General features: G+C 61.2%; 24 protein-coding genes, 1 tRNA gene and 1 pseudogene. 5 read left to right on the top strand and 21 right to left on the bottom strand.

Translation table 11 applies throughout. From position 1 onward, the window contains the following. Positions 1 to 11: 11 nt before the first annotated feature. The 3 genes from ACUTAG_RS24690 to ACUTAG_RS24680 all read right to left on the bottom strand — a co-directional run bounded on the left by ACUTAG_RS24690 (position 12) and on the right by ACUTAG_RS24680 (position 1,855). A complete protein-coding gene (locus ACUTAG_RS24690) occupies positions 12 to 296 on the bottom strand; it encodes a helix-turn-helix transcriptional regulator (RefSeq protein ID WP_026069907.1) in 285 nt (94 codons plus the stop codon). 75 nt (positions 297 to 371) lie between these two features. Continuing rightward, positions 372 to 1,169 (bottom strand): DUF2285 domain-containing protein, encoded by a 798-nt coding sequence (locus ACUTAG_RS24685; RefSeq protein WP_028240160.1) that lies wholly within the window; start codon positions 1,167 to 1,169, stop codon positions 372 to 374. A gap of 335 nt (positions 1,170 to 1,504) precedes the next feature. Then, entirely contained in the window at positions 1,505 to 1,855 is a 351-nt protein-coding gene (locus ACUTAG_RS24680) for a DUF2958 domain-containing protein (protein ID WP_015476702.1), read from the bottom strand. 318 nt (positions 1,856 to 2,173) lie between these two features. On the opposite strand from ACUTAG_RS24680, the gene ACUTAG_RS24675 reads away from it, so the two are divergent. After that, a complete protein-coding gene (locus tag ACUTAG_RS24675; protein ID WP_015476703.1) occupies positions 2,174 to 2,467 on the top strand; it encodes a helix-turn-helix domain-containing protein in 294 nt (97 codons plus the stop codon). 70 nt (positions 2,468 to 2,537) lie between these two features. Here the strand turns inward: ACUTAG_RS24675 and ACUTAG_RS24670 are convergent, their stop codons facing one another. From ACUTAG_RS24670 to ACUTAG_RS24655, 4 genes are all read right to left on the bottom strand, one after another. Continuing rightward, positions 2,538 to 2,852 carry a DUF736 domain-containing protein gene (locus tag ACUTAG_RS24670; protein WP_014646114.1) on the bottom strand — a complete coding sequence of 105 codons (315 nt, stop codon included), beginning with the start codon at positions 2,850 to 2,852 and terminating at the stop codon, positions 2,538 to 2,540. A 758-nt stretch (positions 2,853 to 3,610) separates the two neighbouring features. Next, positions 3,611 to 3,820, bottom strand: a complete 210-nt coding sequence (locus tag ACUTAG_RS24665) for a hypothetical protein (RefSeq protein WP_028240162.1) — start codon at positions 3,818 to 3,820, stop codon at positions 3,611 to 3,613. Between the two features lie 61 nt (positions 3,821 to 3,881). After that, on the bottom strand, positions 3,882 to 5,945 hold the full coding sequence (locus ACUTAG_RS24660; RefSeq protein WP_028240163.1) for a ParB/RepB/Spo0J family partition protein: 2,064 nt from the start codon (positions 5,943 to 5,945) through the stop codon (positions 3,882 to 3,884). 79 nt (positions 5,946 to 6,024) lie between these two features. Continuing rightward, positions 6,025 to 6,852, bottom strand: coding sequence for a DUF932 domain-containing protein (locus ACUTAG_RS24655; protein WP_028240164.1), 828 nt, complete (start codon positions 6,850 to 6,852; stop codon positions 6,025 to 6,027). A gap of 625 nt (positions 6,853 to 7,477) precedes the next feature. Here ACUTAG_RS24655 and ACUTAG_RS24650 point away from each other — a divergent pair. The 4 genes from ACUTAG_RS24650 to ACUTAG_RS24635 all read left to right on the top strand — a co-directional run bounded on the left by ACUTAG_RS24650 (position 7,478) and on the right by ACUTAG_RS24635 (position 10,412). Beyond that, a complete protein-coding gene (locus tag ACUTAG_RS24650; protein ID WP_033041353.1) occupies positions 7,478 to 7,954 on the top strand; it encodes a TIR domain-containing protein in 477 nt (158 codons plus the stop codon). 105 nt (positions 7,955 to 8,059) lie between these two features. Next, positions 8,060 to 8,662, top strand: a complete 603-nt coding sequence (locus tag ACUTAG_RS24645; RefSeq protein WP_033041352.1) for a TIR domain-containing protein — start codon at positions 8,060 to 8,062, stop codon at positions 8,660 to 8,662. Between the two features lie 14 nt (positions 8,663 to 8,676). Beyond that, positions 8,677 to 9,846, top strand: coding sequence for a toll/interleukin-1 receptor domain-containing protein (locus tag ACUTAG_RS24640; RefSeq protein WP_158407679.1), 1,170 nt, complete (start codon positions 8,677 to 8,679; stop codon positions 9,844 to 9,846). Continuing rightward, positions 9,843 to 10,412 (top strand): SLOG domain-containing protein, encoded by a 570-nt coding sequence (locus ACUTAG_RS24635; RefSeq protein ID WP_033041349.1) that lies wholly within the window; start codon positions 9,843 to 9,845, stop codon positions 10,410 to 10,412. The genes ACUTAG_RS24640 and ACUTAG_RS24635 overlap by 4 nt, the downstream gene beginning before the upstream one ends. Before the next feature lie 82 nt (positions 10,413 to 10,494). Here the strand turns inward: ACUTAG_RS24635 and ACUTAG_RS24630 are convergent. The 14 genes and pseudogenes from ACUTAG_RS24630 to rlmB form a co-directional block, all read right to left on the bottom strand. Then, positions 10,495 to 10,608, bottom strand: a pseudogene (locus ACUTAG_RS24630) (JAB domain-containing protein); the annotation flags it as partial. A gap of 60 nt (positions 10,609 to 10,668) precedes the next feature. After that, positions 10,669 to 11,331 carry a uracil-DNA glycosylase gene (locus ACUTAG_RS24625; RefSeq protein WP_071534888.1) on the bottom strand — a complete coding sequence of 221 codons (663 nt, stop codon included), beginning with the start codon at positions 11,329 to 11,331 and terminating at the stop codon, positions 10,669 to 10,671. Positions 11,332 to 11,333: 2 nt separating this feature from the next. Next, the gene (locus ACUTAG_RS24620; protein WP_028240166.1) at positions 11,334 to 12,464 is read right to left on the bottom strand and encodes a nucleoside triphosphate pyrophosphohydrolase family protein; all 1,131 of its coding nucleotides are present in this window, start codon (positions 12,462 to 12,464) and stop codon (positions 11,334 to 11,336) included. Between the two features lie 3 nt (positions 12,465 to 12,467). Continuing rightward, on the bottom strand, positions 12,468 to 13,094 hold the full coding sequence (locus ACUTAG_RS24615) for an Nmad2 family putative nucleotide modification protein (RefSeq protein WP_033045760.1): 627 nt from the start codon (positions 13,092 to 13,094) through the stop codon (positions 12,468 to 12,470). After that, complete coding sequence (locus ACUTAG_RS24610; protein ID WP_028240167.1) at positions 13,094 to 13,561, bottom strand: TIR domain-containing protein; 468 nt, start codon at positions 13,559 to 13,561, stop codon at positions 13,094 to 13,096. Before ACUTAG_RS24610 ends, ACUTAG_RS24615 begins: the two co-directional genes overlap by 1 nt. Before the next feature lie 79 nt (positions 13,562 to 13,640). Then, complete coding sequence (locus ACUTAG_RS24605) at positions 13,641 to 13,943, bottom strand: helix-turn-helix domain-containing protein (RefSeq protein ID WP_028240168.1); 303 nt, start codon at positions 13,941 to 13,943, stop codon at positions 13,641 to 13,643. Continuing rightward, positions 13,927 to 14,310 (bottom strand): type II toxin-antitoxin system RelE/ParE family toxin, encoded by a 384-nt coding sequence (locus tag ACUTAG_RS24600; RefSeq protein ID WP_028240169.1) that lies wholly within the window; start codon positions 14,308 to 14,310, stop codon positions 13,927 to 13,929. The genes ACUTAG_RS24605 and ACUTAG_RS24600 overlap by 17 nt, the downstream gene beginning before the upstream one ends. Positions 14,311 to 14,323: 13 nt before the next feature. Then, entirely contained in the window at positions 14,324 to 14,623 is a 300-nt protein-coding gene (locus ACUTAG_RS24595) for a hypothetical protein (protein WP_033045758.1), read from the bottom strand. Then, complete coding sequence (locus ACUTAG_RS24590; protein WP_028240170.1) at positions 14,620 to 15,819, bottom strand: tyrosine-type recombinase/integrase; 1,200 nt, start codon at positions 15,817 to 15,819, stop codon at positions 14,620 to 14,622. The genes ACUTAG_RS24595 and ACUTAG_RS24590 overlap by 4 nt, the downstream gene beginning before the upstream one ends. Before the next feature lie 226 nt (positions 15,820 to 16,045). After that, positions 16,046 to 16,121 (bottom strand) — tRNA-Val (locus ACUTAG_RS24585). A 147-nt stretch (positions 16,122 to 16,268) separates the two neighbouring features. Further along, positions 16,269 to 16,541 (bottom strand): HU family DNA-binding protein, encoded by a 273-nt coding sequence (locus ACUTAG_RS24580; RefSeq protein ID WP_003812968.1) that lies wholly within the window; start codon positions 16,539 to 16,541, stop codon positions 16,269 to 16,271. Positions 16,542 to 16,930: 389 nt separating this feature from the next. Beyond that, entirely contained in the window at positions 16,931 to 17,611 is a 681-nt protein-coding gene (locus ACUTAG_RS24575) for a Fe2+-dependent dioxygenase (protein ID WP_148316558.1), read from the bottom strand. Positions 17,612 to 17,665: 54 nt separating this feature from the next. Continuing rightward, positions 17,666 to 18,910: a cystathionine gamma-synthase family protein gene (locus ACUTAG_RS24570; RefSeq protein WP_006388509.1), complete on the bottom strand. Its 1,245-nt coding sequence runs from the start codon at positions 18,908 to 18,910 to the stop codon at positions 17,666 to 17,668. Positions 18,911 to 18,961: 51 nt separating this feature from the next. Then, on the bottom strand, positions 18,962 to 19,699 hold the full coding sequence (rlmB, locus tag ACUTAG_RS24565) for a 23S rRNA (guanosine(2251)-2'-O)-methyltransferase RlmB (RefSeq protein ID WP_148316556.1): 738 nt from the start codon (positions 19,697 to 19,699) through the stop codon (positions 18,962 to 18,964). Positions 19,700 to 19,740 lie beyond the last annotated feature (41 nt).

The raw sequence follows: 19,740 nt of genomic DNA, 5'->3' as shown, positions 1-19,740 counted from the left end.
CGAGCCGACGATCAGCGGCCATCACGGTAGTCGCCCGCGTGACGCTCGGCATATTCCGGGTCGGACGTGGCCTCGTAGCTGCGCTGGTCGGCCCAGGCATCGAGGTCGGCCACCGCGTACATGACGCGGCGGCCGAACTTGCGGAACTTCGGGCCGCCGCCGATCACGCGCTGTTTCTCCAGCGTGCGCGGCGACAGACGCAGGTATTCGGCGGCTTCGTCGTTGGTCAGGTAGCGTTGGGGCTGCACGGGCGCAGCGACAGCAGCGGCGGCAGGCCGCAAGGGAGCGGGTCGCATGGGATGTACCTCCATCAAGCCCGGCCACACCACGCGGCCGGATAGAGGCACTTTCAAGAAAGCAAGGCTTCCTGCTCAGGGACGTTTTGCAGGGGATGCAGCGCGTCCCTGTGCAACGGGCGGAAGCTGTGCCAGGCGGCGATAGCCGCCGCGCATCAGCGCATCGCCCCGGTGCACCAGTCGCCGCACGCGGGCGCGCAAGGCGCTATCGGCGTACCAGTCGGCGGCGACAGCATCGACGCCGAACAGCCCTTCGGCCACGTCGCGCAGGGACGCGCCCGCGAGGGTGCCGTCGAGCGCCTGGAGCGTGTTCAACTCCAGCAGCGCAGCGGGTGCCGGCCGCGACCGTGCCGTTCCCGCTGGCGCTGCATCGCCAGCGGCGGCCAGCTTGTCCAGTTCGGCCGCCAGCGCCTGATAGCGTCCGCAGGATGCGGCGCAGGCGCGAATGGCATAGGCGTAAGCCATGCCGTCGGCCAGGCCGGGAGCGATCACCAGCCGCAGGCAGCAGCCCAGCCAGCGTGTCAGCAGCACCAGGCGCTTGCCGTCGTGGATCAGGTGCTTCTGGCCGGGAAGGCACCAGAACGCGAAAGCCACCGCGTCGGGCGGCGGGTCGGCGTCCGGGTAGAGCTGCACTACCGCATCGTGATCGGGGAACCAGGCCGGGTGCGCGTCGCGCGCATCCAGGGCGGGATCTTCCAGCAGGCGCAGTCCCCAGCGCGCGGCGGCCTCTGGCCGGCGGCGGCGGCGCAGCCAGTCGCGGCGGTAGTCGGGGTGGCGACGCAGGTATTCCCACGCCAGCGCGGGGCCGTCGAGGTGCAGCATGTAGAGATACGCGGCGGTCGGATACCAGTGTTCGGCGCTCGGGTCAGCCATGACGCAGCCTCCTGTCATTCAGCAGGAACGTCGCCACGGATTCCGCTGTGCGGGAGCTATCGAGTCGCCATCAAGTCGTCATCGAAATCGGGGTACTCTGTAACTGCGGTGTCAAGACCGATTGGCTCCAGGGCATTGCGGAAATCGTCTGAATGCGACGGTTGCGCGCCACAAAAATGGTGCGCAGCATGGAGCACCGTGCAGCAGCCCGCGCCATAGATCATGACTGTTTGCATCAGAAGCGCACCGCTTCGGTGCAAGAGTGCGGATTCAGACCAATCAGGTCTTGGGTAAGACTGAAATAGTCAGAATGCGCCGTCGTTGGCTGGGACTGCTCAGTCGGTGATCGAACCGTTTTCCTCGGCCAGCCGCAGGTACTCCGACAGCCGCCGCACGGGCTGGAAGTAGCGATCGCGCATCACAGGTTGCTTGTGCGGCCCGACGATGGACGCCAGATCGGACAGCTTCACATGGCCCAGGCCGGGCATGCCTATTCCCAGGTCGATCAGCCCCCATGCCGTATCGCCATCGGCCGGGTCGAGCGCGGCCAGCAGCCAGGTGGCGTGCGCGTCGGGGGTGAACAGTCGCACCGCCGGCATTGGGTCGATGCTTCGGCCAGCGGCGCGTGCCGCGCCGACGGCGAGCAGTTGCGCCCGCTGTTCAGCGGTGACGAGCGGCTGGGTCATGGCCCGAATCCCCACGCATCCGAGGATGCACGGATACGATTTTCCACCGAAGCGCGGAACCGCCGAAGCGGATGCGTGCTTTGGCGGGAAAGCACGAAGGCGCAAGCCATCGAATCCGTACATGCACGGAAACGCGGAAGCGGAATTGCGCAGGCCAGGAAAGACACAGATGCGGTTCCCAGATTCTGTCGGAATCCGCCCATGCGGATTTCTGCAAAGGCACGAATACGGAAATCAACGACACCAAATGCGCACTATAGTTTGTAGCCCTATAGTGCGCAATCGGCTGTCATCTTGGTTTTCTAAGGAAAACCATAGGTGGCGGCGAAAGACTCATTGGCGACAGCAATACGGACGGTCAGGAAAGCGCGCGGCTTGAGCCAGGAAGCGTTCTCCGACGTGTCCAGCCGTACCTACCTGAGTTTGCTGGAGCGCGACCTGAAGAGCCCGACCATGCACAAGCTGACCGAGCTGTGCGAGGTCATGGACGTGCATCCGCTCACGTTGCTGACGCTGGCCTATGCCGGCGACAGCACGCGCAGGGCCGATCAGCTTCTGGCGCAGGTGCGCCAGGAGCTGGAGGCGGTGTTGAAGGAACGCGACACGCCGTAGGCGCGTGCGTGACGTGCTGCGCCAGCAGCACGGCGCCCCGCCGCAATGGACGGGGCGCGGTGGGCGGCCGTCAGGCTGCCTTGGGCTTGCTGCGCGACCAGATCAGGTCGTGCGTGCCGTCCTCGTTCTCGATCAGGCGGGCATAGACCGTCGCCGGGAACGAAGGGTCGTCGATGCTCACGGACAGGTACTCGCGCCCGGCCTCACTGGTCTTCTTCCACGCCGCGCCGATCTCGTGGCCGGCCGCCTGAAGGTGGAAGTCGGGGGCGTTCTCGCTGTCGCCCTTGTCGTTGGGAACCAGCTTGACCTTGACGTTCAGGGTCAGGGTGCGGAGCTGGCCGGTGAAGCCGTCTTTCTCTGCGGTGAAGGTGCCGATGTTAGCCATGATGTTTCTCCTTTCGGGTTGAACAAGGTCGCGCCAGTGCGTCCTTGTTGTGATCCGGCCGGCGGGGGATGGGCTGGCCGCACCGCGCAGCGGTCGCAACACCGTGGAGAACCTGGAAGCGAAAAGAATTTGCCGCGCGAGGAAGCCGCGCAGCGGCGGGGAAATTGTTTTCGCTGGAAGGTTGCGGCCATGAAGCCCAAGGCGTAGCCGTTCCCTCGCCAGGATTCACGACAAGCCAAGGACGCACGGGCCGCCCGCCCCCGAAAGGAGACATGGCCGACTCGGCATCCCCGCGTGACGGCTGCACCGGCTTGCGCCCTGACGCGAACCAGGTCAAAGCCCCGACGACAAGGCCAGAGCGCCCCTGCCGCAGCGCGCGACCACATGCTTGAGGCGTGGTGTGGATGCTCCATAGCGAGGCCGGGTGGCGTGTCGGTGAATCGCCCTTCGTGACGTACAGGCGCGAATCGCCAGCGTCGGGGACGGCACGCTATCGCACAACCTGCCGCAGCAAGCCGGGGCGTAGCCCTACAAGCCCCGCCCATTGCGGCGGGGCGCCATCGAAACCTTGCCCGCGCCAGCGGGCACCGATGGACGTGTCGCGTGCAAGGCACTTGCACGTCCGCCCCGTTGCCGCCTGGACGAAGGCGGCAACGGGGCGATTTTGACTTCGACGTTGGAACCGGGCGCGGCCACCGACGCCCCGGATTTTTGACCACCGGCCCCAAGGCGGAACGGCTTGGGGCCGGTGCTGCTCGTTATTCCTTGGTTTCGACAATCCACCACGCGGCACGCGGCAAGGTGTGGCCGGTAATGGGATGTAGGTCGGTCAGGTCGGCGCGGGCCGTCCAGCCACGCGGCGGACGGTAGCCGCGCACGTCGCCATCGCCGTGCCAGCGGCGGGCGCGTACCGTACCGGGGGCATAGATCGCCGCCATGCGCGGGCGGTCCGTGGTGTTGCGGCTCATGATAGGAATCCTTGGCGTGAAGCGCCCCGGCCGGAACCGGGGCGCTATCTGCGGTGCAGGATCACGCGGCCAGTGCCTCGGCCTGCGGCAGCTCATCCGCCACGGCGGCGACTTCCTCCGGCGCTTCGGCGCCCGCATCCACTGCCACGGCCTGCGCGTCCTGTTGCGGGCTTTCGGTGCGGAAGATGGCGGGCATCCAGCCCGTACCATCGGCCAGCCGTTCCGCTTCGCTGGCAATGTCGGCCTTCTTCAACTTCGCCAGCCGTGCAGCGTGCGACGGTGCGAACTCGCCCACGGCTTCCAGAATCGCGGCCTTCGGCACATGCTGGAAATACCCGTCTGCGGTGGGCTGCCACCATGCGGCCATGTCCAGCCCCACAGCCTGCGCCAGTTCCGCGCCCGGCTGGTGCGCAGTGGCGCGAGGCGTCACCACGTCCACGGTCGCCGCTACGCATACCGCCAGCAGCCGCACCAGTTCGCCTTGCTCCATCGCCAGCAGCGCGACGAACAGTTCGGCGCTGTCCTGCGGCAGCGCTTCGCCCGCGACCTGCTGCAACTCGCGCTGGGCGACGGCGGCGGGCGACTCGGGCCAGTCGGGGGCCATGCCTTCCAGCCGGTCTTGCACTTTCAGGCTCACGCCCAGCGGCAAGTCGTGGCCGTAGTGGTTGTCCTGCAAGACGCTCTGCACCATGCCATGCACCAGCGCGGCCAGCGCGACTTGCGGATGCCGGGCGACTTCGATTTGCAGCGCGGCGGTGCGGTGCGCGCTCAACCGCTGCGCCAGCCGGTCGGACAGGCTCGCGGCCTTGGGCTGCTCGGTGTCCTCGCCTTCGTCGTCGTTCCCGGCCTCGCCTTCCGCGCTGCCGAAACCCTGCCGCAAGCGTTCCAGCGTGCGCAGCGCCTTGGCTTCTGCCTCGCGCAGCAGCCCGCGATGAATCACGGCTTCGCCGCTGCGGTCGAGGGTGACGATGGCGCCGGCCACGGCGCGCACATCCGGGGCGTAGCCCTGCAAGGCTTCCTCCACGGCTTGCAGTTCCCCGGCAACCTGTTCGCGGCGCGGTTCCAGCGCTTCGGTCTTGTCCTCGTCCTCGGCGTCGTAGGCTTCTTCCAGTTCGGTGTCGATCTTGTCGAGGCGGGTTTGCAGCGAGGCGATGCGGCGGGCTTCGCGGGCGCTCGGTTCGCGGCGCTGGCGCGGTGCGTTCTGGAACGCCTGCCGCTCGGCGTAGCTCATGTGCGGCACGGCTTCGACCCACGCCCAACCCTCGGCGCGCACGTCCCCAGCCAGCGCATCCAGCTTGCCGCGCACCAGCGTTTCCAGCAGCGTGGCGTCGGTCAGGTAGGTTCCGGCATCGCCTTCCGCGAACAGGTCGCGGCGGATGCCGCCGCCCGCCGCCGTGTAGGCGTCCAGCCCGGCGAAGCGCACCAGCGGATGCGTGGCGTCGATTTCGCGTTCGGTCAGGCGTTCGCGCAGCGCGGACGCGCCACGCTGCCATTCTGGCGCACCGTAGAACGCGCTTTCCTGCGCGGCGTGGTCGTCGGTGATGGTCAGGGCCATCAACTGTTCCAGGGTGACGGCTCCGGCGCGGTAGTCGGCCAGCAGGCGCGGCGAGACGTTGGCGAGTTTGAGACGGCGCTGCACCACCAGCGGGGTCACGCCGAAGTCGGCGGCAATGTCTTCGATGGGGCGGCCTTCCTTGACCAGTGCGGCGAACGCCTCGAACTGGTCGGCCGGGTGCATCTGCTCGCGCAGCAGGTTTTCCGCGAGGCTGACGGTACGGGCCGAAGCATCGGGCACCAGCAGGCACGCCACTTCGTAGTCGGCAGGGATGCGCTTCTTCTTCGCCAGCAGCTTCAACGCGGTCAGTCGGCGGTCGCCGGCCACCACTTCGTACTGCTCGCCATCGGCGGCGAGGATGACGACGAGATTTTGCAGCAGGCCGATGCGGGCGATGCTCGCGGCCAGTTCGGGAATGGACAGGCGCGGGGTCTTGCGTGCGTTGCGCTTGGAGCGGCGCGGCAGCAACTGCGAGAGTGGAACCAAAATCAGGTTCTTGCTCGGGTCGGCCACTTCCAGCGGCGCGGCAGTTTCGATGGCGCGGGTTTCGGTTTGGGTAACGGCGTTCATGGTGATAACTCCTTGCGGTTAGGGATGCAGCAGCGAGAGAAGCGGCAAGGGCTGCTGCCTGCCCCTGCCGCGTGGGGGTTCAGGCTTTCAACTGGCGCATGCCATCGGCCAGCAGCCAAAGCGCACGGTTGAGGCGGATGTTCTGGTCGATGCCCTGTACCGGGCGGGTTTGCTGGCGGCGTCCGTTGGCGCTGCGCCCGCGCAGGCCGCCTTGGGTCAGGTTCTCTTGCGTGCGGTTGAACACGCTCCACAAGTCCGGGCGGCGGTCATCAAAGCGGCGCGGCATCAGGATTTGCGATTCCGTGATGGGCGCGGGCTTGTCGGGGTCGTCGTACTTGAGGGCCAGCGCGGCGCGGGCGAACACTTCGGATTCGCCATCGTTCAAGGTGATGGCGCGCATGGAATCGCGGGATTCCTGCACGCGGTCGAAGCCGCGCAAGACTTCGTAAGCGCCTTCGATGACGGAACCGGCCACGTCGCCTTTGTGGGGCACGCGCACGTCCGCCACCGTGTCGCCGCAGACAAGGCCATTGCTGCACACGAACCGGAACATTCCGGCCAGCATCTGATAGCTGCTCGTGCCGTCATGCGAGTTCAGCAGCACGATTTCGTTAGCCTCCGCGCCGTTGATCTGGCTGGCGTGGCGCAGGCGCAGCATGTGTTTGGTGTAGTCGCGGCGGTCGTCGTGGCGCACGCGGGTTTGCGCTGCCATGAAGGGTTCAAACCCTTCCTTGCGTAGTTCCGCCAGCACGGCGGCGGTGGGGATATAGGCGTACCGTTCGGAACGGCTTTCGTGCGGCGCGTCCGCGAAGATGGACGGGGCCACACGGCGGATTTGGTCATCGGACAGCGGGTAATCGCTGCGCAGCGACGGGGAACGGGAAGCGAATCGGGATGCGAGTTGCATTGCATTTCTCCTGACGAAAAGGGTTTGCTGTTCAAACCGCACACCGGATTCCTAGATTCGGAGCCCAGCCTTTCGGCTGTTCGGTGCGGTCGGCACGAGGAACCCGGTTGGCCCTGTTGCCACCGTCTTTCCTGAGTTCATCGCCCGCGGCCAAAGGAGCGCGCGGACGGGGGCCGTCAAGGAGACAAGCGCAGGGTTGGTGCGGCCCGCAGGCGCAGCCGAGGACACGGCCCTGCGCGCCTTGACGGCACACGGGAGCGGGCTACGGTCGCGGGTAAGGTGATGAAGTCAGGGGAGACGGCTGGACAAGGCAACGGCCATCCCTTTGTGCTGACCGCACGCAAGCGAAGCGCGCAGGCCCGAAGCTGGAAGCCGGGCCGGAGGCGTCAGGGATGTGGAAGGCTGGCGAATGCCAGTCCCGTCAGGGATGAGCGAATAGCGAACCTGGAGCAGCGCGGTCCGCGAAGCGGAGACGCAGGCGCACACTTTCAGCTATCATTTGTAAGGAAATTTACAAGAAAGTATTTCAAGCCAGCGATTAATTACGACTTCAGTTAAATAACTATCGCAATCCTCAATTCGAGATTTGCTTCATCGAAGCACCAACGACAAATGGAGATAAGTCATGGCGAATAAATGCTTTCTGAGCTTTCACTATAAACAGGATAGTTGGCGCGTGTCGCAAGTTCGGCAAATCGGAGCTATCGAAAAACAGCCTCTACTGGATTCGAACAAATGGGAAGAAATCAAGAAAGCAGGCGATGATGCCATCAAAAAATGGATCGCCGACAACATGAAAGGCAAAGAATGCCTTGTCGTACTTGTGGGCGAGAAGACTGCCAGCCGCCGCTGGGTCAAACACGAGATAAAGAAAGCCTGGAAGGACGGGCTGGGTGTACTCGCCATCCATGTCCACAATCTGAAAGACTCAGACGGAAATCAGTCGTCGAAAGGATCTAATCCGTTTACAGGCCTCACCGTTGATGGAGAAGCTGTCACGGGTAAAGTCTACGATCCGCCATACACCACCAGCACCAATGTGTATGACTACATCAAGTCGAATATTGAAACTTGGGTCAGCGACGCTATAAAGGCACGATGAACCGGCAATATCTGAATTGCATCCTGCGAGGTGTCGTTTGCTGTGGAGGATGCGGGTCACCTACATCCAAATTTGCCTGGGTTTAGTGTAATAGATGGAGTCAAAATGCCACGCAGAACATTCTTTTCTTTTCACTATGAGCCTGATGTATGGCGCGCCTGGAATGTCCGCAACAGTTGGGTTGTGAAGGAATCCGATGAGGAAAGCCGGGGCTTCTTTGACAGCAGCGTGTTTGAGGCATCGAAAAAAGAGAGTGACGATGCACTAAAGACTTTTCTCCGCAAGGGGTTGGAGAATACTTCGGTAACTTGTGTCCTTGCTGGAACCCATACATGGTCACGGCGATGGGTGCGCTACGAAATTGCTCGCAGTGTTATCAAGGGAAACGGCTTGCTAACCGTTTTCATTCACGGTGTCCAGAATAAAGACAAAGCGACATCTACAAAGGGTGCTGATCCATTGGCGCAGATGGGACTTTATAGAACCGATCGCGGCATATATCTCGCCGAGTGGAAGGACGGAAAGTGGGTGGCCTACGCAGATTACACGCTTGCGATTCCTGAGGGTGATCTGTGGTTCACAGCACCAAAAACGAATAGCGTAGTCCAACTGTCAAATCACTGCCTGAGTTACGATTTCATAGGCCAGGATGGCAGGAAAAATATTGGCGGATGGATTGAAACTGCTGCGGGAATGGCTGGCCGATGAGCGAGAACTCAAGCATGAGATCACCCTACCAGCTTATCCTGCTGGGTGCGGTCCATGGGCATGACACTCGCCTCCGCCGTAGCGTTGATCTGGCGCTTCAGGGGCTCGGGATTCCGAGCAACGCAATTACGTTTCTCAGCGATGCCAACGCCTCTAACCGCAGCTTAAAATCGCCGGTGATGGCAGTATTTTTCGGCTCGTCGGAAAGCACTGCCGATACCGCACTTGTGACGGAGTTGATTGATGACTCGATCGTTATCGCTCCGGTCGTTTCGGATTTGTCCCAGGTTCATGCAGAAATTCCGCCGCAGCTCAGACATGTCAATGCTATTGTATTGGGCACCAACGATGAAGGCATCACCCGCCTCGTTACGCTAGTCCTTGAGACATTTAGGCTGTTGCGACGTGAGCGACGACTTTTCATCAGTTACAAACGAACAGGGTCTCAGCCGCTGGCCGATCGGTTGTACGATGCGCTCGATGCTCGTGGCTTTGACGTTTTCATCGACGTGAGGTCAGTGCCTCCAGCCGCAGATTTCCAATCACAACTCTGGCACAGGATGTCGGATTCCGATGTCGTGGTGCTGATCGACACACCTGGCTTCAGAGAAGGTCGTTGGACGGCTGAAGAATTGGCGCGCGCAAACGCGACCAATGTGCAAATCTTGCACCTACTATGGCCGGGGCAAAAGGAAGACCCTGCATCGTCCTTCAGCCACTTCATGAAGCTTAGGCGTCGGGACTTCTTTGGATTTATTCCAATGCGGGGGCGTTGGGCCACGAAGGGATTGGTGACGAGAATTTGCGACGAGGTCGAACGGCTACGCGCACCAGCAATTGCCGCCCGCCACCGATATTTGGTCGATAACTTTTGCGACGCCGCCCGCGACGAGGGACTTGATCCAAGTGTTCAGATTGAAGGCTGGATTTCTCTCAAAACCGAGTCCAATCGAACGCTGGCGATCGTACCGGCAGTGGGAATACCAACCGCTGATCGCATCAACGAAGTGTTCGAAGCCATTACCAACCCCACTGTTGAGACGAGAGAAATATGGGTGATTTACGACAATAGAGGTGTACTGAGAACGTGGCTCTCTCACCTAGATTGGCTTGACTCGTATTTGCCGATCCGGGCCGTGCAAATGTCGAAGGCGCCACAACTTCTGAAGGAGCTCACCGCATGATAGATATATTTCTATCTGCCAGCGTGCCTTTGCCTGATCGCAATCGGGTATTTTTCGACACCGCCGATGTTCTTGCTATACGGGAAGCAATCAAGGCTTTGGTTGAAGTAGTGTTGCCGATTGGACGAATCACGTGCGGCGGCCATCCGGCGATAACGCCGCTATTGGCTCTCTTTTCCCGCGAGGCAAACCTTGACCGCAACAGGGTGGCGATTTACCAAAGTAAGCTTTTTGAGGGTCGATTGCCTCCTGAGCTAGCGGAGTTCGTCGACGTGCATATGGTGCCAGCGGTTGATGGCAACAGAGAAGCCAGTTTGACGGCCATGAGGCAAGCAATGATCGAAAGCCGCCGTTTCAGCGCAGCGGTGTTCGTCGGCGGCATGGAGGGGATCTATGAGGAGCATAAATTGTTCGTCGAACACCATCCCAAAGCTACAGTGCTCCCGCTTTCAACAACAGGGGCCGCCGCCAAAATAATTTATCAACAGGGAGAATATGATCCAATTTTTTCACGCGACCGAACCTATTCCAGCTTATTTCGTCGAAAGCTTCTGCCTGTGGATTAGCCGGGAAATTTTGCAGTAACTGCGTTCAGTAAGCTTGATGGAGCGAATAAAAAAATGGGGCCGCCTGTGCAGCCCCCTCGGTTCACAATAGCCCTCGCTCTGCAAATGAAGTTGTTTCCTGCCCGGCCACAACGACGTGATCCAGTGTGCGCACCTCCACCAGCGTCAGAGCCTCTTTCAGTCGCTGCATCAGTGAAAACCTGGCGAGTTGGATAGAAGGGGCGGTATCCGCTCGCTAAAATGCTGGAGCAATTCGTCAGAACAGCGATCCAGTCTTCATTGGATGTCCATACAGTTCAGAGATTTGCCCTTGAAACTGCGTCTGTCCGCCATAGCTCGGATGCCTCACGCAGATAACAGGCACGCTATCCGTGATTCGATGAGCGGCTGCGGCAGCATCGTTGCCGATGGCGACGATGCGCGAGGGACGAAGCAGAACGATGAGCTGTTGTAGTAGCTCTTCGCCGGCTCGCCTTTCACGGGCGTTGTGTTGCCGGTTGGTGAACGGATCCCCTGATTCATGAGGGTGAAGTGGGAAAACATTCCAGAGAAAGATGCGAGCATCAATGTGCTCTAGCATTCCCCATATAACCGCAGCGGTTCGCTCGGCTACGGCATTGCCGACTGTGGGCCGTTCTGGAGCCAGATCGACATTCCAACGTTTGGCATGTTGGCTCATGTGAACATCGTCAGTCAGGGCCAACCCAGTTCGGCGGCCTCCGCGATACCCCAAATCTCGACCGATCCAAATCGCATCTACAGGCTCCTCTGAAGCGCGACGCAATAATGCGGAAAGTGCGGCGGCGCGGCGGCGGGGCGCGTCTCGACGATCATGAACTTCACAGCGATCAGAATAAGGATTGAAGCAGTCCTCAAATTGCAGCGAGGAAACTGATTCAACAAAGGGGTGGATTTTCATTCTTAAGACTCAAGCGGCATATATTGTAGGGTGCGTTCTTTTCGGTTGCCGATGATCCAGCCGCCTTGATTTTTCTTGATTTGACGGAATACGGAATATCCGTCCATGATGGCTTTTTCCCAAAGCTTTAGCGGGCACTTCTCAACCTCATAGCCACTCACAAACTCTTCAATGGTTTTGAGAATCCCAAGGGAAACCTTTTCTTGATTCTCAAAATAGTTTAATTCCTTGGCTCTAGAGAAAATCCATGCCGTAAGCCCTTCCTCAACGACGATTGCCCGGCCGCTGTCTTGCTCTTCATCATATTTGGACTGGCTCTTTCGCTTGTGCTTGATCAATGCCCGTATTACAGGTGACCAATGCAAGATGGCTGCATATGCAAAATGGAAAACATCATGAAATCGGTAGCCATCTCGGTCAGCGATGTTGTCGGTCAGGGGATCACCTATGAATACGCCATTCCATTGGAGATAGCTTTTGCCGCTACCGCGTTGATTGACTCGGATCTTGAACTCTCTAGGGAGCTGCTCTTCTATTCCAAACTCGCTATCGAAATCAAGGCCAATCAGGTCAACCGCCTGTGGCTCCAAGAATGCACCCCTAGCTTTCCGGAGGTTCCCCCGCGCTACGTCCGAGAACGCCAACTCTGCGGCATGGATTGCATCGAGATAGGCTCGCGCGAAGGTGACCACGTCATTGCGCGCAGGCCCACTTCCCAGCAGAGCTGCGGCCGCCTGCCCCAAGCGTACCAAGGTAATGTCCAACGACGCAGGGGCCGCCACAGGCATGGCGATGTAAGCGAATGCACCTTCGGCTATGTCGCTTGCTGCCCCTATGTTCTTGAAGTTCCCGTGATTCGCCGCCTCGGCAAAGATATCTTCAAGTGGAGCTTGCATGCGCCGGCAGATCGCAGCCAAATACCAAAGCGTATCACCGAATTCTTCTTCCGCCGCCCTTCTGAAACCAGGGTACGCAGATTTTTCCCGGACATGTTTTTTGACAGTAGACATTATTCCACCGACTTCCCCATAAAGCCCTTGAAGGACAGGATTGAAATCGGTTGGACTGAGTACATCCGTAGCTGCAATTTCCGAAGCGTAGTCCGAAAGCAGCAGAGAACCTTCCTTGTGCATCGGTTACCTCCGAAGCGTCAGCCATTCGAATGGAGCGCCCTGATATCCATTCAGCCCAAAGCTACGAACCCATTGCTCTAGGTTCGCAATCAGTTTTGGATCGTCAAAAGTAGTTAGACCTATTCCTGTTTTGCATAGAGACCGGCCTTGCTGGTCTTTTAGCTCTTCCGGGAACTCCGGCCCCTCTCCTCCGAAGTACACGAAGTCATTGCTGATGAGAACCCTGTTTACACCCGTGTCGCGAGTGACGTGATCAGGATTAAGTGAACCATCGGGGCGAGAGTGAAAGGAATCTCGTTGCTGCCAGACGGCCGCTGGTGCGGCTCTGAAGTAGATATTGTCCCCGCAACTTTGCTTCCGACTACCGTTGCGATAGGGCTTTTTAGATTCAAACCGTGGATCTGCCCCATATTCATCAAATGTCATCGTTTCGGTGACTTGCATCGCATAAACCAGATACCCGCCTCGCCGAACACTTCGATCATTGCTGCCACTGCCTACCACCCAATCACCGATGTCAGCGCCCTTGCGGATATTTGGCTTGCAGGTTGCAAGCGTGCAGTATTCGTAAAAGGGATTGGGTGCGAAACCACTGTCGTACCGCACCACGTAGGAGTGGACACGTGCCATCAGCAGGGATGCCTTTTCAGAGGAACCGGATCACAGGCGCCACCGTCGGGTTTTTCCCATGTATCTTTTCCGTTGATCGCATCAATGATTGAGTCACCATTCCAGCCGACCAAGGCATCGGCGTATTCTTTCAGTGCCTCAGGAATGTCGCATTCCTTCTCACCATGCTCCCAGATGCCAACAATACGTTTGCCTTGCTTGGCTGCATATTCGATTTCCCAGGTCACCCAGTCGCTATCTTTCGTCTGGGGTGAGACGTAGCAAATAAATACGCCCGCCCAGTTTATCGCTGGGGCCAGAATCTGCGTCTTGATGTAATGCTCATCCGTGGCGTTGTTGAACTTTCCTGTATGGATGGAGGAGTCCCTTACATCCATCCCTTTCGGAGCCAGCAGATCTTTGAGCTTTTGGAGCCCATGATCGTCCTTATGGACATGGCTGATAAACACGTTCCTTTTCTCTGCCATCTGTCACCTCCATCGACGTTTTGATAGCGTAAAAGATCGTAACTGAAATTAGGTGGTTATGGCAGAAAACGCAGATCAATCAAAGGATCGCCCGGAGCCCCTTGTCGGCGATGATGTTGAGCAGCTTCAGCGCCGGGCCAGCGGGTCGGGTTTCACCTTGCTCCCACTTGCGCACGGTCGAGGCCGAGGTGTGCAGGTGATGCGCGAACACCGGCTGGCTGAATTTCAGCGTCTCCCGTAGGCGCCTAATGTCCTCGGCGCCAAACTCCCGCACTGGCGGCGGGCAGATCGCGTCGAACTCGCGCATCGTCACCTTGCTGATCGCACCCACTTCATGAAGCGTGGCCAGGTCGTCACGCAGGGATTCAATGATCTTGCTCACAATGCACCTCCAATAACACGCCCGACTGCAACGCCTTCGATAACGTTTCCCCGGACAGTTGCAAGAACGCTTTGCCGGCGAATTGCAGCGCCTTCTTCTCGTCCTGCGTGATGTTCGCCTTGTCGTTCTTCGGGAACCCATGCAGGAACACGTAGCGGCTGCCGATCCTGGCCGATACCAGTGTGCGGTAGCCGCCGCTTTTACCACCACCGGGGCGGGCCACCCGCTTCTTGTAGAGGGAGCCGCCCAAGTCCGCGTCGATCAGACCGCTTTCCATCTCCTGAACCGCCTTGCACAACGCGGCATCGGACAGCTTCTCGCCCGACTGCCAGCGTGCAAAGTCCTTGCGCTTGAGGATGACCGTCATTTCGACCTCCAAACTATACCCGAAACGGGCATACTTTTCCAGTCTCCGGTGTAGCACCTAGATAGAAGGGATGGCCCGCCCGATTGTCGTGACGCCGGCACGACAATCGGAGCCGACTGGACGGGATGCCGGCCACCGATCCGCGGGCATCCTTGACCGAAATCAGCAGCGCATAGGCCGACCACGGCAGCGTGAAGACCTTGGCCAGCTCGGCGAGGCCGAATTTCCCAGACACTGTCTCGGAAATTGCGGAACGGGGATAGTCGGCCGCCAAGGCAGCGGGGGGCGCCACCGAAAGCGTCCTCTTGCTCATGCCGTGGCCTCCGCAGGGCGCCGCGCGCCCGTGATGGCCTGCCGCCGACTCGCCACCAGTTCGGCAGCATCCCGCACCGGCTTGTCCTCGGTGTGGACGTAGTGCATGAACATCGCCACGGTCTTGTGGCCCGTCAGCTTCATGCCTACCTTGGTCGGCACTCCCGAATTGGCAATGTCGGTCGTGGAGCGGTGGCGGATGCCGTGCGTGCCGACGTGTGGGACGCCGGCTGCCTTGAGCACCCGGCACCATCCGCCATAGTGCTCGCCAAAGGTCAGGTGCTTGGTCGGGTCGTTGGGCGAAGGCAGGACGTAGGGGCAACCTTCTCGGCGCGGTGCCGTCGAGAACAGTCGATAGGCTTCCGCGCTCATGGGCTTGGAGAGGCCGCCGGTCTTGCTGTCGGGCCAGACCACGCGCCGGTTCTCCAGATCGACCCAATCCCATTCAAGCATGCAGATTTCGGAGCGGCGGCCGGCGAACTCGAATTGCAGGCGAATCGCCAGCGGGATGACGTAGTTCTCCAGTCCTTCCGCCTCCAGCTTCTCCAACTGGCGGAAGATCAGCGCCAGTTCGTCGTCCACGATGAGCCGGGTTTCCTCGCCGGGCGGGTACATCGGGACGTGGCGGCACGGGTTCGTGCCGTCCGGGCGGTAGCCCCACACTTCGGCCAGGTTGAACATCTTGCGCAGCACGCCGAAGGCGTTGTTCGCCTCGGCGGGCTTGTAGGCCAGTTTCTCCATCAGCCCGGCAATGTCGGGCCGCTTCACGTCCTGCACCTTCTTGCGGCCGATCAGCGGGACGATGCAGCGGTCGATGACGGCCTGATAGCCGCGCTGCGTGCTCGGCTTGTTGCGCTTCTTGGAGTAGTCCTCCATGAACTTCTTGCACAGCGCTTCGACCGTGGGCGCCTTGCGCGCCTCGGCCTTGGCGCCGCCGGGGTCGCCGCCTCGGCGAACCTCGGCCAGCCAGTCCTGCGCCATGACGCGGGCCTGCTCCACGGTCAGTTCCCCGAACAGGCCCAGCGAGGGCTTGCGGGGCTGCCCGGAGTTCGTGCGGTACTGGAGCATGAACACCCGACGGCCCTTCGGGGTAATCTTGCAGAGGAAACCCGGCACCACGGTATCCCGTAGTTCGATGTCCTTGGCCTGGGGTTGCGCCGACTCTACGGCGGTCTTGGTGAGCTTGATCTTCGCCATGATGACTCCTTGGAACGACCCGAATTCCAAGAGCCAGATAGGAGCGGCGCGAGGGAAAACCGGGTCAAGTTTCAGAAAGCACCGGCATATGATGGACGCGCGTAAGTCCTTGATAAACCTGCTTCATCGAGCTACGGCGCAGTCCAGCGAAGTACCGGGCTGGAGTCATCGTCAAACAAAAAACCCGCCACGGTACCGTGTGCGGGTTTCTGTTTCGGCTTGCTGATGGTGGGTGCTACAGGGGTCGAACCTGTGACCTACGCCTTGTAAGGGCGCCGCTCTACCAACTGAGCTAAGCACCCGTCTTGGTGTCGAATCTGCCGCGAACGGAACGCGGAAAATCGCTGGCTGGGGTACTCAAAAGCAATACGCGGGCCGGAGTATACCGGACCGCGTACCTGTCGGCAAATCAACGGGTGCCGTGCCCGTGCAATCTGCCTGGCCGTCGATCAGTTGACGGCGTCCTTCAGGGCCTTGCCCGGACGGAACTTCGGCACCTTGGCCTTCTTGATCTTGATGGTTTCGCCGGTGCGCGGGTTGCGGCCGGTACGAGCGGCGCGAGCCGACACGGCAAACGTGCCGAAGCCCACCAGCGTGACCGTACCGCCCTTCTTCAGGGTGGTCTTGACGGCACCGATCAGGGCGTCAAGCGAACGACCGGCGGCAGCCTTGGAGATATCGGCCTTGCTGGCAATGTGATCGATGAGTTCGGTTTTGTTCATTCAGGTGTACCCCTCACAAGGTATGGAGTCTGCCGGGAGTGCAGTTCATGGCTGTCATGTTGGACGCCACGACTTGACGCGAAGACCCGACAAACGACGAACAGACTAGTGGATAAACTTTTTCTTGCGCTGCAAAGCACAACTTTTAAACTGCTGCGCCGCCTGGGTTTCAAGGGCTTTGCAGCTCCAGAACCGTCAGCGACGCAGACGTGTATTAGGCCTTGGCGTAGAGCGGCTGTCAAGCGAAAACCTCACCACAAGCCGCACCAATACTAGCTTTTAGGCCTTTTCGCAATAAACAAAAACACGCATTTCGGGGTTTGCGCGACAACACCAAATGATGTTCCAAATGCGTTCCGAATGCGCGTCGAGCGCGCCTCGAATCACGCTCAGACATCCACCCAGCGGCGCAGCAGGTTGTGATAGATGCCGGTCAGCTGGATGATCGACGGATGCCCCGCCGCGTCCTGGTTCAAACGCTGGATGGCCACATCCATGTCGAGCAGCAAGGCGCGCTGGCTGTCTTCGCGCACCAAGCTTTGCATCCAGAAGAACGAACTGATCCGGGCGCCGCGCGTCACGGGATTGACCTTGTGCAGGCTGGTTCCCGGATACAGCACCATGTGCCCGGCCAGCAGCTTCACGCTGCGCGGGCCGTAGGTATCGTCGACGACCAGTTCGCCGCCGTCGTAGGAATCAGGCTCGGAAAAGAACAGCGTGGCGGACAGGTCCGTGCGCACGCGTTCGCCGCTGCCGGCAATGCCGCGCACGGCGTTGTCGACGTGGTAGCCGAAAGCCTCGCCGCCTTCGTAGCGATTGAACAGCGGCGGGAAGATCTTGCGCGGCAGCGCGGCGGACATGAACAGGTTGTTGCCCGCCAGGCGCTGCAGGATCAGGCTGCCGAGTTCCTGCGCCAACGGATGCTGTTCCGGCAATTGGCGATTGTGCTTGACCTCGGCGGACTGGTAGCCCGCCGTGACCTTGCCATCCACCCAGTCGGCGGCCTCGAGGCGATTGCGGATGGCGGCGGCCTCGTCGGCAGTGAAAACTTCGGCGATCTGTATAAGCATGGGTTCCTGCCCGGGTTGCGGCGCGGGGCCCTGCCGCGCGCCATGCCCCGTGAATTATCCCTGCAGGCAGCCGTTGAGCGCCTGATCGAAGTCAAATAGCAGATCGGTCTCATCCTCGATGCCCACCGATACCCGGATCAGGCTGTCGGCGATACCCATCTGCTTGCGGCGCTCGGCGCCCATCTCGTAATAGATGGTGTGCGCGGCGGGCAGCGCCAGGCTGCGCGTGTCGCCCAGGTGCGTCGCCATCAGCACGATGCGCAGGCGGTTCAGGAAATCGAAGCAGTCCACGCCGTCGGCCAGTTCCACGCCCAGCAGCCCGCCGAAGCGCGAACCGAACAGCGCCGCGGCGCGCGCGTGCTGCGGATGGCTGGCCAGGCCGGGGTAATGCACCTTGGCCACGCCGCGGTGCTCTTCCAGAAAGCGCGCCAGCGCCAGCGCATTGGAGCAATGCTTGGCCATGCGCAGCGCCAGCGTCTCGGCGCCCACCGCAATGCGGTGCGCAGGCTCGGCCGCCAGCGTGCCGCCCATGTCGCGCAGGCCCTTCTTCTTGATCTGGGTCAGCCCCCAGCCGGTGGACGGCCCCTTGCGGTAGGCATCGTAGATGTTCGAATAATTGGCCCAGTCATACAGGCCCGTGTCGGTGACCGCGCCACCCAGCGCATTGCCGTGGCCGCCGATGTACTTGGACAGCGAGTTCATCACCAGCGACGCGCCCACCGTCGCCGGCCGGAACATCCACGGCGAGGTCAGCGTGTTGTCCACGACGTAGACCAGCCCTTTCTCGCGGCAGATCTCGCCGATCACCGCGAGGTCGGCGACCTGGGTGCCGGGGTTGGCGATGGTCTCGGTGAACACCATGCGGGTGTTGGGCTGGATCGCCGCGCGCACCTGCGCCGAGTCGGTGGCATCGACGAAGGTGATCTCCACGCCCAGCTCCAGCAGCGTGCCCAGCAGGCTGTTGGTGTTGCCGAACACGTACTGGCTCGACACCAGGTGGTCGCCACGGCGCAGCAGCGTGGTGAAGATGGCGGCCAGCGCTGCCATGCCGGTGGCGAAGCTCACCGTACCCTTGCCCGCCTCCATGTGGTTCACCTTGGCTTCCAGCGCCGTGGTGGTCGGCGTGCCCTGGCGGGCATAGGTGAAGCCCGCCTTGCCCTGGAAGACGGCGGCCAGTTCGCGCGCATCGGCGTAGGCGAACTCCGACGAAGGATGCATCGGCTTGTGCACCGCTCCGTGCTCGACGGATTGCTGGCGGTCGGAATGGAGGATCGTGGTGGTAAAGCCGTTCTGGTGCATGATGGGCGACGCGAAAGAGAAAGGGTCTACGAAAAGGAAGGCATGGCCGGTTCAGGCCTGGCGCTGGCGCACGGTTTCATACAGGCACACCGCGCTGGCCACGCTGACGTTCAGGCTCTCGACCGAACCCAGCATGGGAATGTTGACCAGTTGGTCGCAGGTCTCGCGCGTCAGGCGGCGCATGCCCTCGCCTTCGGCGCCCATGACCCAGGCCATCGGCTGGCGCGCGTCGATCCGGTGCATGCTGTCGGTCGCCTGGTCGTCGGTGCCGACCAGCCATACGCCGCGGTCCTTCAGGCTGCGCATGGTGCGCGCCAGGTTGGTGACCATCAGGTACGGCACGGTGTCGGCTGCGCCGCAGGCCACGCGCTGCACGGTGCTGTTCAGGCCCACCGCGCGGTCGCGCGGGGCGATCACGGCGTGCACGCCCGCGGCGTCGGCCGTGCGCAGGCAGGCGCCCAGGTTGTGCGGATCGGTCACGCCATCCAGGATCAGCAGCAGCGGCGGGCCCTCGATCACGTCGAGCACTTCGTCCACGTCCACCGCCAGCTGGCGCTCGTCGGCCAGCGCCACCACGCCCTGGTGACGGGTGCCGCGCGCCAGGCCGTCCAGGCGCTCCATGCCGACCGGATGCAGGCGACAGCCGGCCTTCTCGGCCTGCTCGATGAACGTCTGCATGCGCTTGTCGCGGCGCGACGCTTCTACGTAGATTTCCCTGATCGACTCGGGCGCGTGGCGCAGCCGCGCGACAACCGCGTGAAACCCGGCAAGGACTTGGGTCGACGCCATAAATGCAAATACCTTTAGAGAAACGAATGCCCGCCCCGGAA

It is taken from the genome of Achromobacter sp. CSND-B12 (assembly GCF_052906545.1).
The sequence above is the reverse complement of the archived record's forward strand: the minus strand, read 5'-3'. Positions and strand labels throughout refer to the sequence as shown.

Bases quoted from the DNA above. Each gene is read 5' to 3' on its own strand.
- ACUTAG_RS24690 (WP_026069907.1), bottom strand. From the start codon at position 296: ATGCGACCCGCTCCCTTGCGGCCTGCCGCCGCTGCTGTCGCTGCGCCC.
- ACUTAG_RS24685 (WP_028240160.1), bottom strand. From the start codon at position 1,169: ATGGCTGACCCGAGCGCCGAACACTGGTATCCGACCGCCGCGTATCTC.
- ACUTAG_RS24680 (WP_015476702.1), bottom strand. From the start codon at position 1,855: ATGACCCAGCCGCTCGTCACCGCTGAACAGCGGGCGCAACTGCTCGCC.
- ACUTAG_RS24670 (WP_014646114.1), bottom strand. From the start codon at position 2,852: ATGGCTAACATCGGCACCTTCACCGCAGAGAAAGACGGCTTCACCGGC.
- ACUTAG_RS24665 (WP_028240162.1), bottom strand. From the start codon at position 3,820: ATGAGCCGCAACACCACGGACCGCCCGCGCATGGCGGCGATCTATGCC.
- ACUTAG_RS24660 (WP_028240163.1), bottom strand. From the start codon at position 5,945: ATGAACGCCGTTACCCAAACCGAAACCCGCGCCATCGAAACTGCCGCG.
- ACUTAG_RS24655 (WP_028240164.1), bottom strand. From the start codon at position 6,852: ATGCAACTCGCATCCCGATTCGCTTCCCGTTCCCCGTCGCTGCGCAGC.
- ACUTAG_RS24650 (WP_033041353.1), top strand. From the start codon at position 7,478: ATGGCGAATAAATGCTTTCTGAGCTTTCACTATAAACAGGATAGTTGG.
- ACUTAG_RS24645 (WP_033041352.1), top strand. From the start codon at position 8,060: ATGCCACGCAGAACATTCTTTTCTTTTCACTATGAGCCTGATGTATGG.
- ACUTAG_RS24640 (WP_158407679.1), top strand. From the start codon at position 8,677: ATGAGATCACCCTACCAGCTTATCCTGCTGGGTGCGGTCCATGGGCAT.
- ACUTAG_RS24635 (WP_033041349.1), top strand. From the start codon at position 9,843: ATGATAGATATATTTCTATCTGCCAGCGTGCCTTTGCCTGATCGCAAT.
- ACUTAG_RS24625 (WP_071534888.1), bottom strand. From the start codon at position 11,331: ATGAAAATCCACCCCTTTGTTGAATCAGTTTCCTCGCTGCAATTTGAG.
- ACUTAG_RS24620 (WP_028240166.1), bottom strand. From the start codon at position 12,464: ATGCACAAGGAAGGTTCTCTGCTGCTTTCGGACTACGCTTCGGAAATT.
- ACUTAG_RS24615 (WP_033045760.1), bottom strand. From the start codon at position 13,094: ATGGCACGTGTCCACTCCTACGTGGTGCGGTACGACAGTGGTTTCGCA.
- ACUTAG_RS24610 (WP_028240167.1), bottom strand. From the start codon at position 13,561: ATGGCAGAGAAAAGGAACGTGTTTATCAGCCATGTCCATAAGGACGAT.
- ACUTAG_RS24600 (WP_028240169.1), bottom strand. From the start codon at position 14,310: ATGACGGTCATCCTCAAGCGCAAGGACTTTGCACGCTGGCAGTCGGGC.
- ACUTAG_RS24595 (WP_033045758.1), bottom strand. From the start codon at position 14,623: ATGAGCAAGAGGACGCTTTCGGTGGCGCCCCCCGCTGCCTTGGCGGCC.
- ACUTAG_RS24590 (WP_028240170.1), bottom strand. From the start codon at position 15,819: ATGGCGAAGATCAAGCTCACCAAGACCGCCGTAGAGTCGGCGCAACCC.
- ACUTAG_RS24580 (WP_003812968.1), bottom strand. From the start codon at position 16,541: ATGAACAAAACCGAACTCATCGATCACATTGCCAGCAAGGCCGATATC.
- ACUTAG_RS24575 (WP_148316558.1), bottom strand. From the start codon at position 17,611: ATGCTTATACAGATCGCCGAAGTTTTCACTGCCGACGAGGCCGCCGCC.
- ACUTAG_RS24570 (WP_006388509.1), bottom strand. From the start codon at position 18,910: ATGCACCAGAACGGCTTTACCACCACGATCCTCCATTCCGACCGCCAG.
- rlmB (WP_148316556.1), bottom strand. From the start codon at position 19,699: ATGGCGTCGACCCAAGTCCTTGCCGGGTTTCACGCGGTTGTCGCGCGG.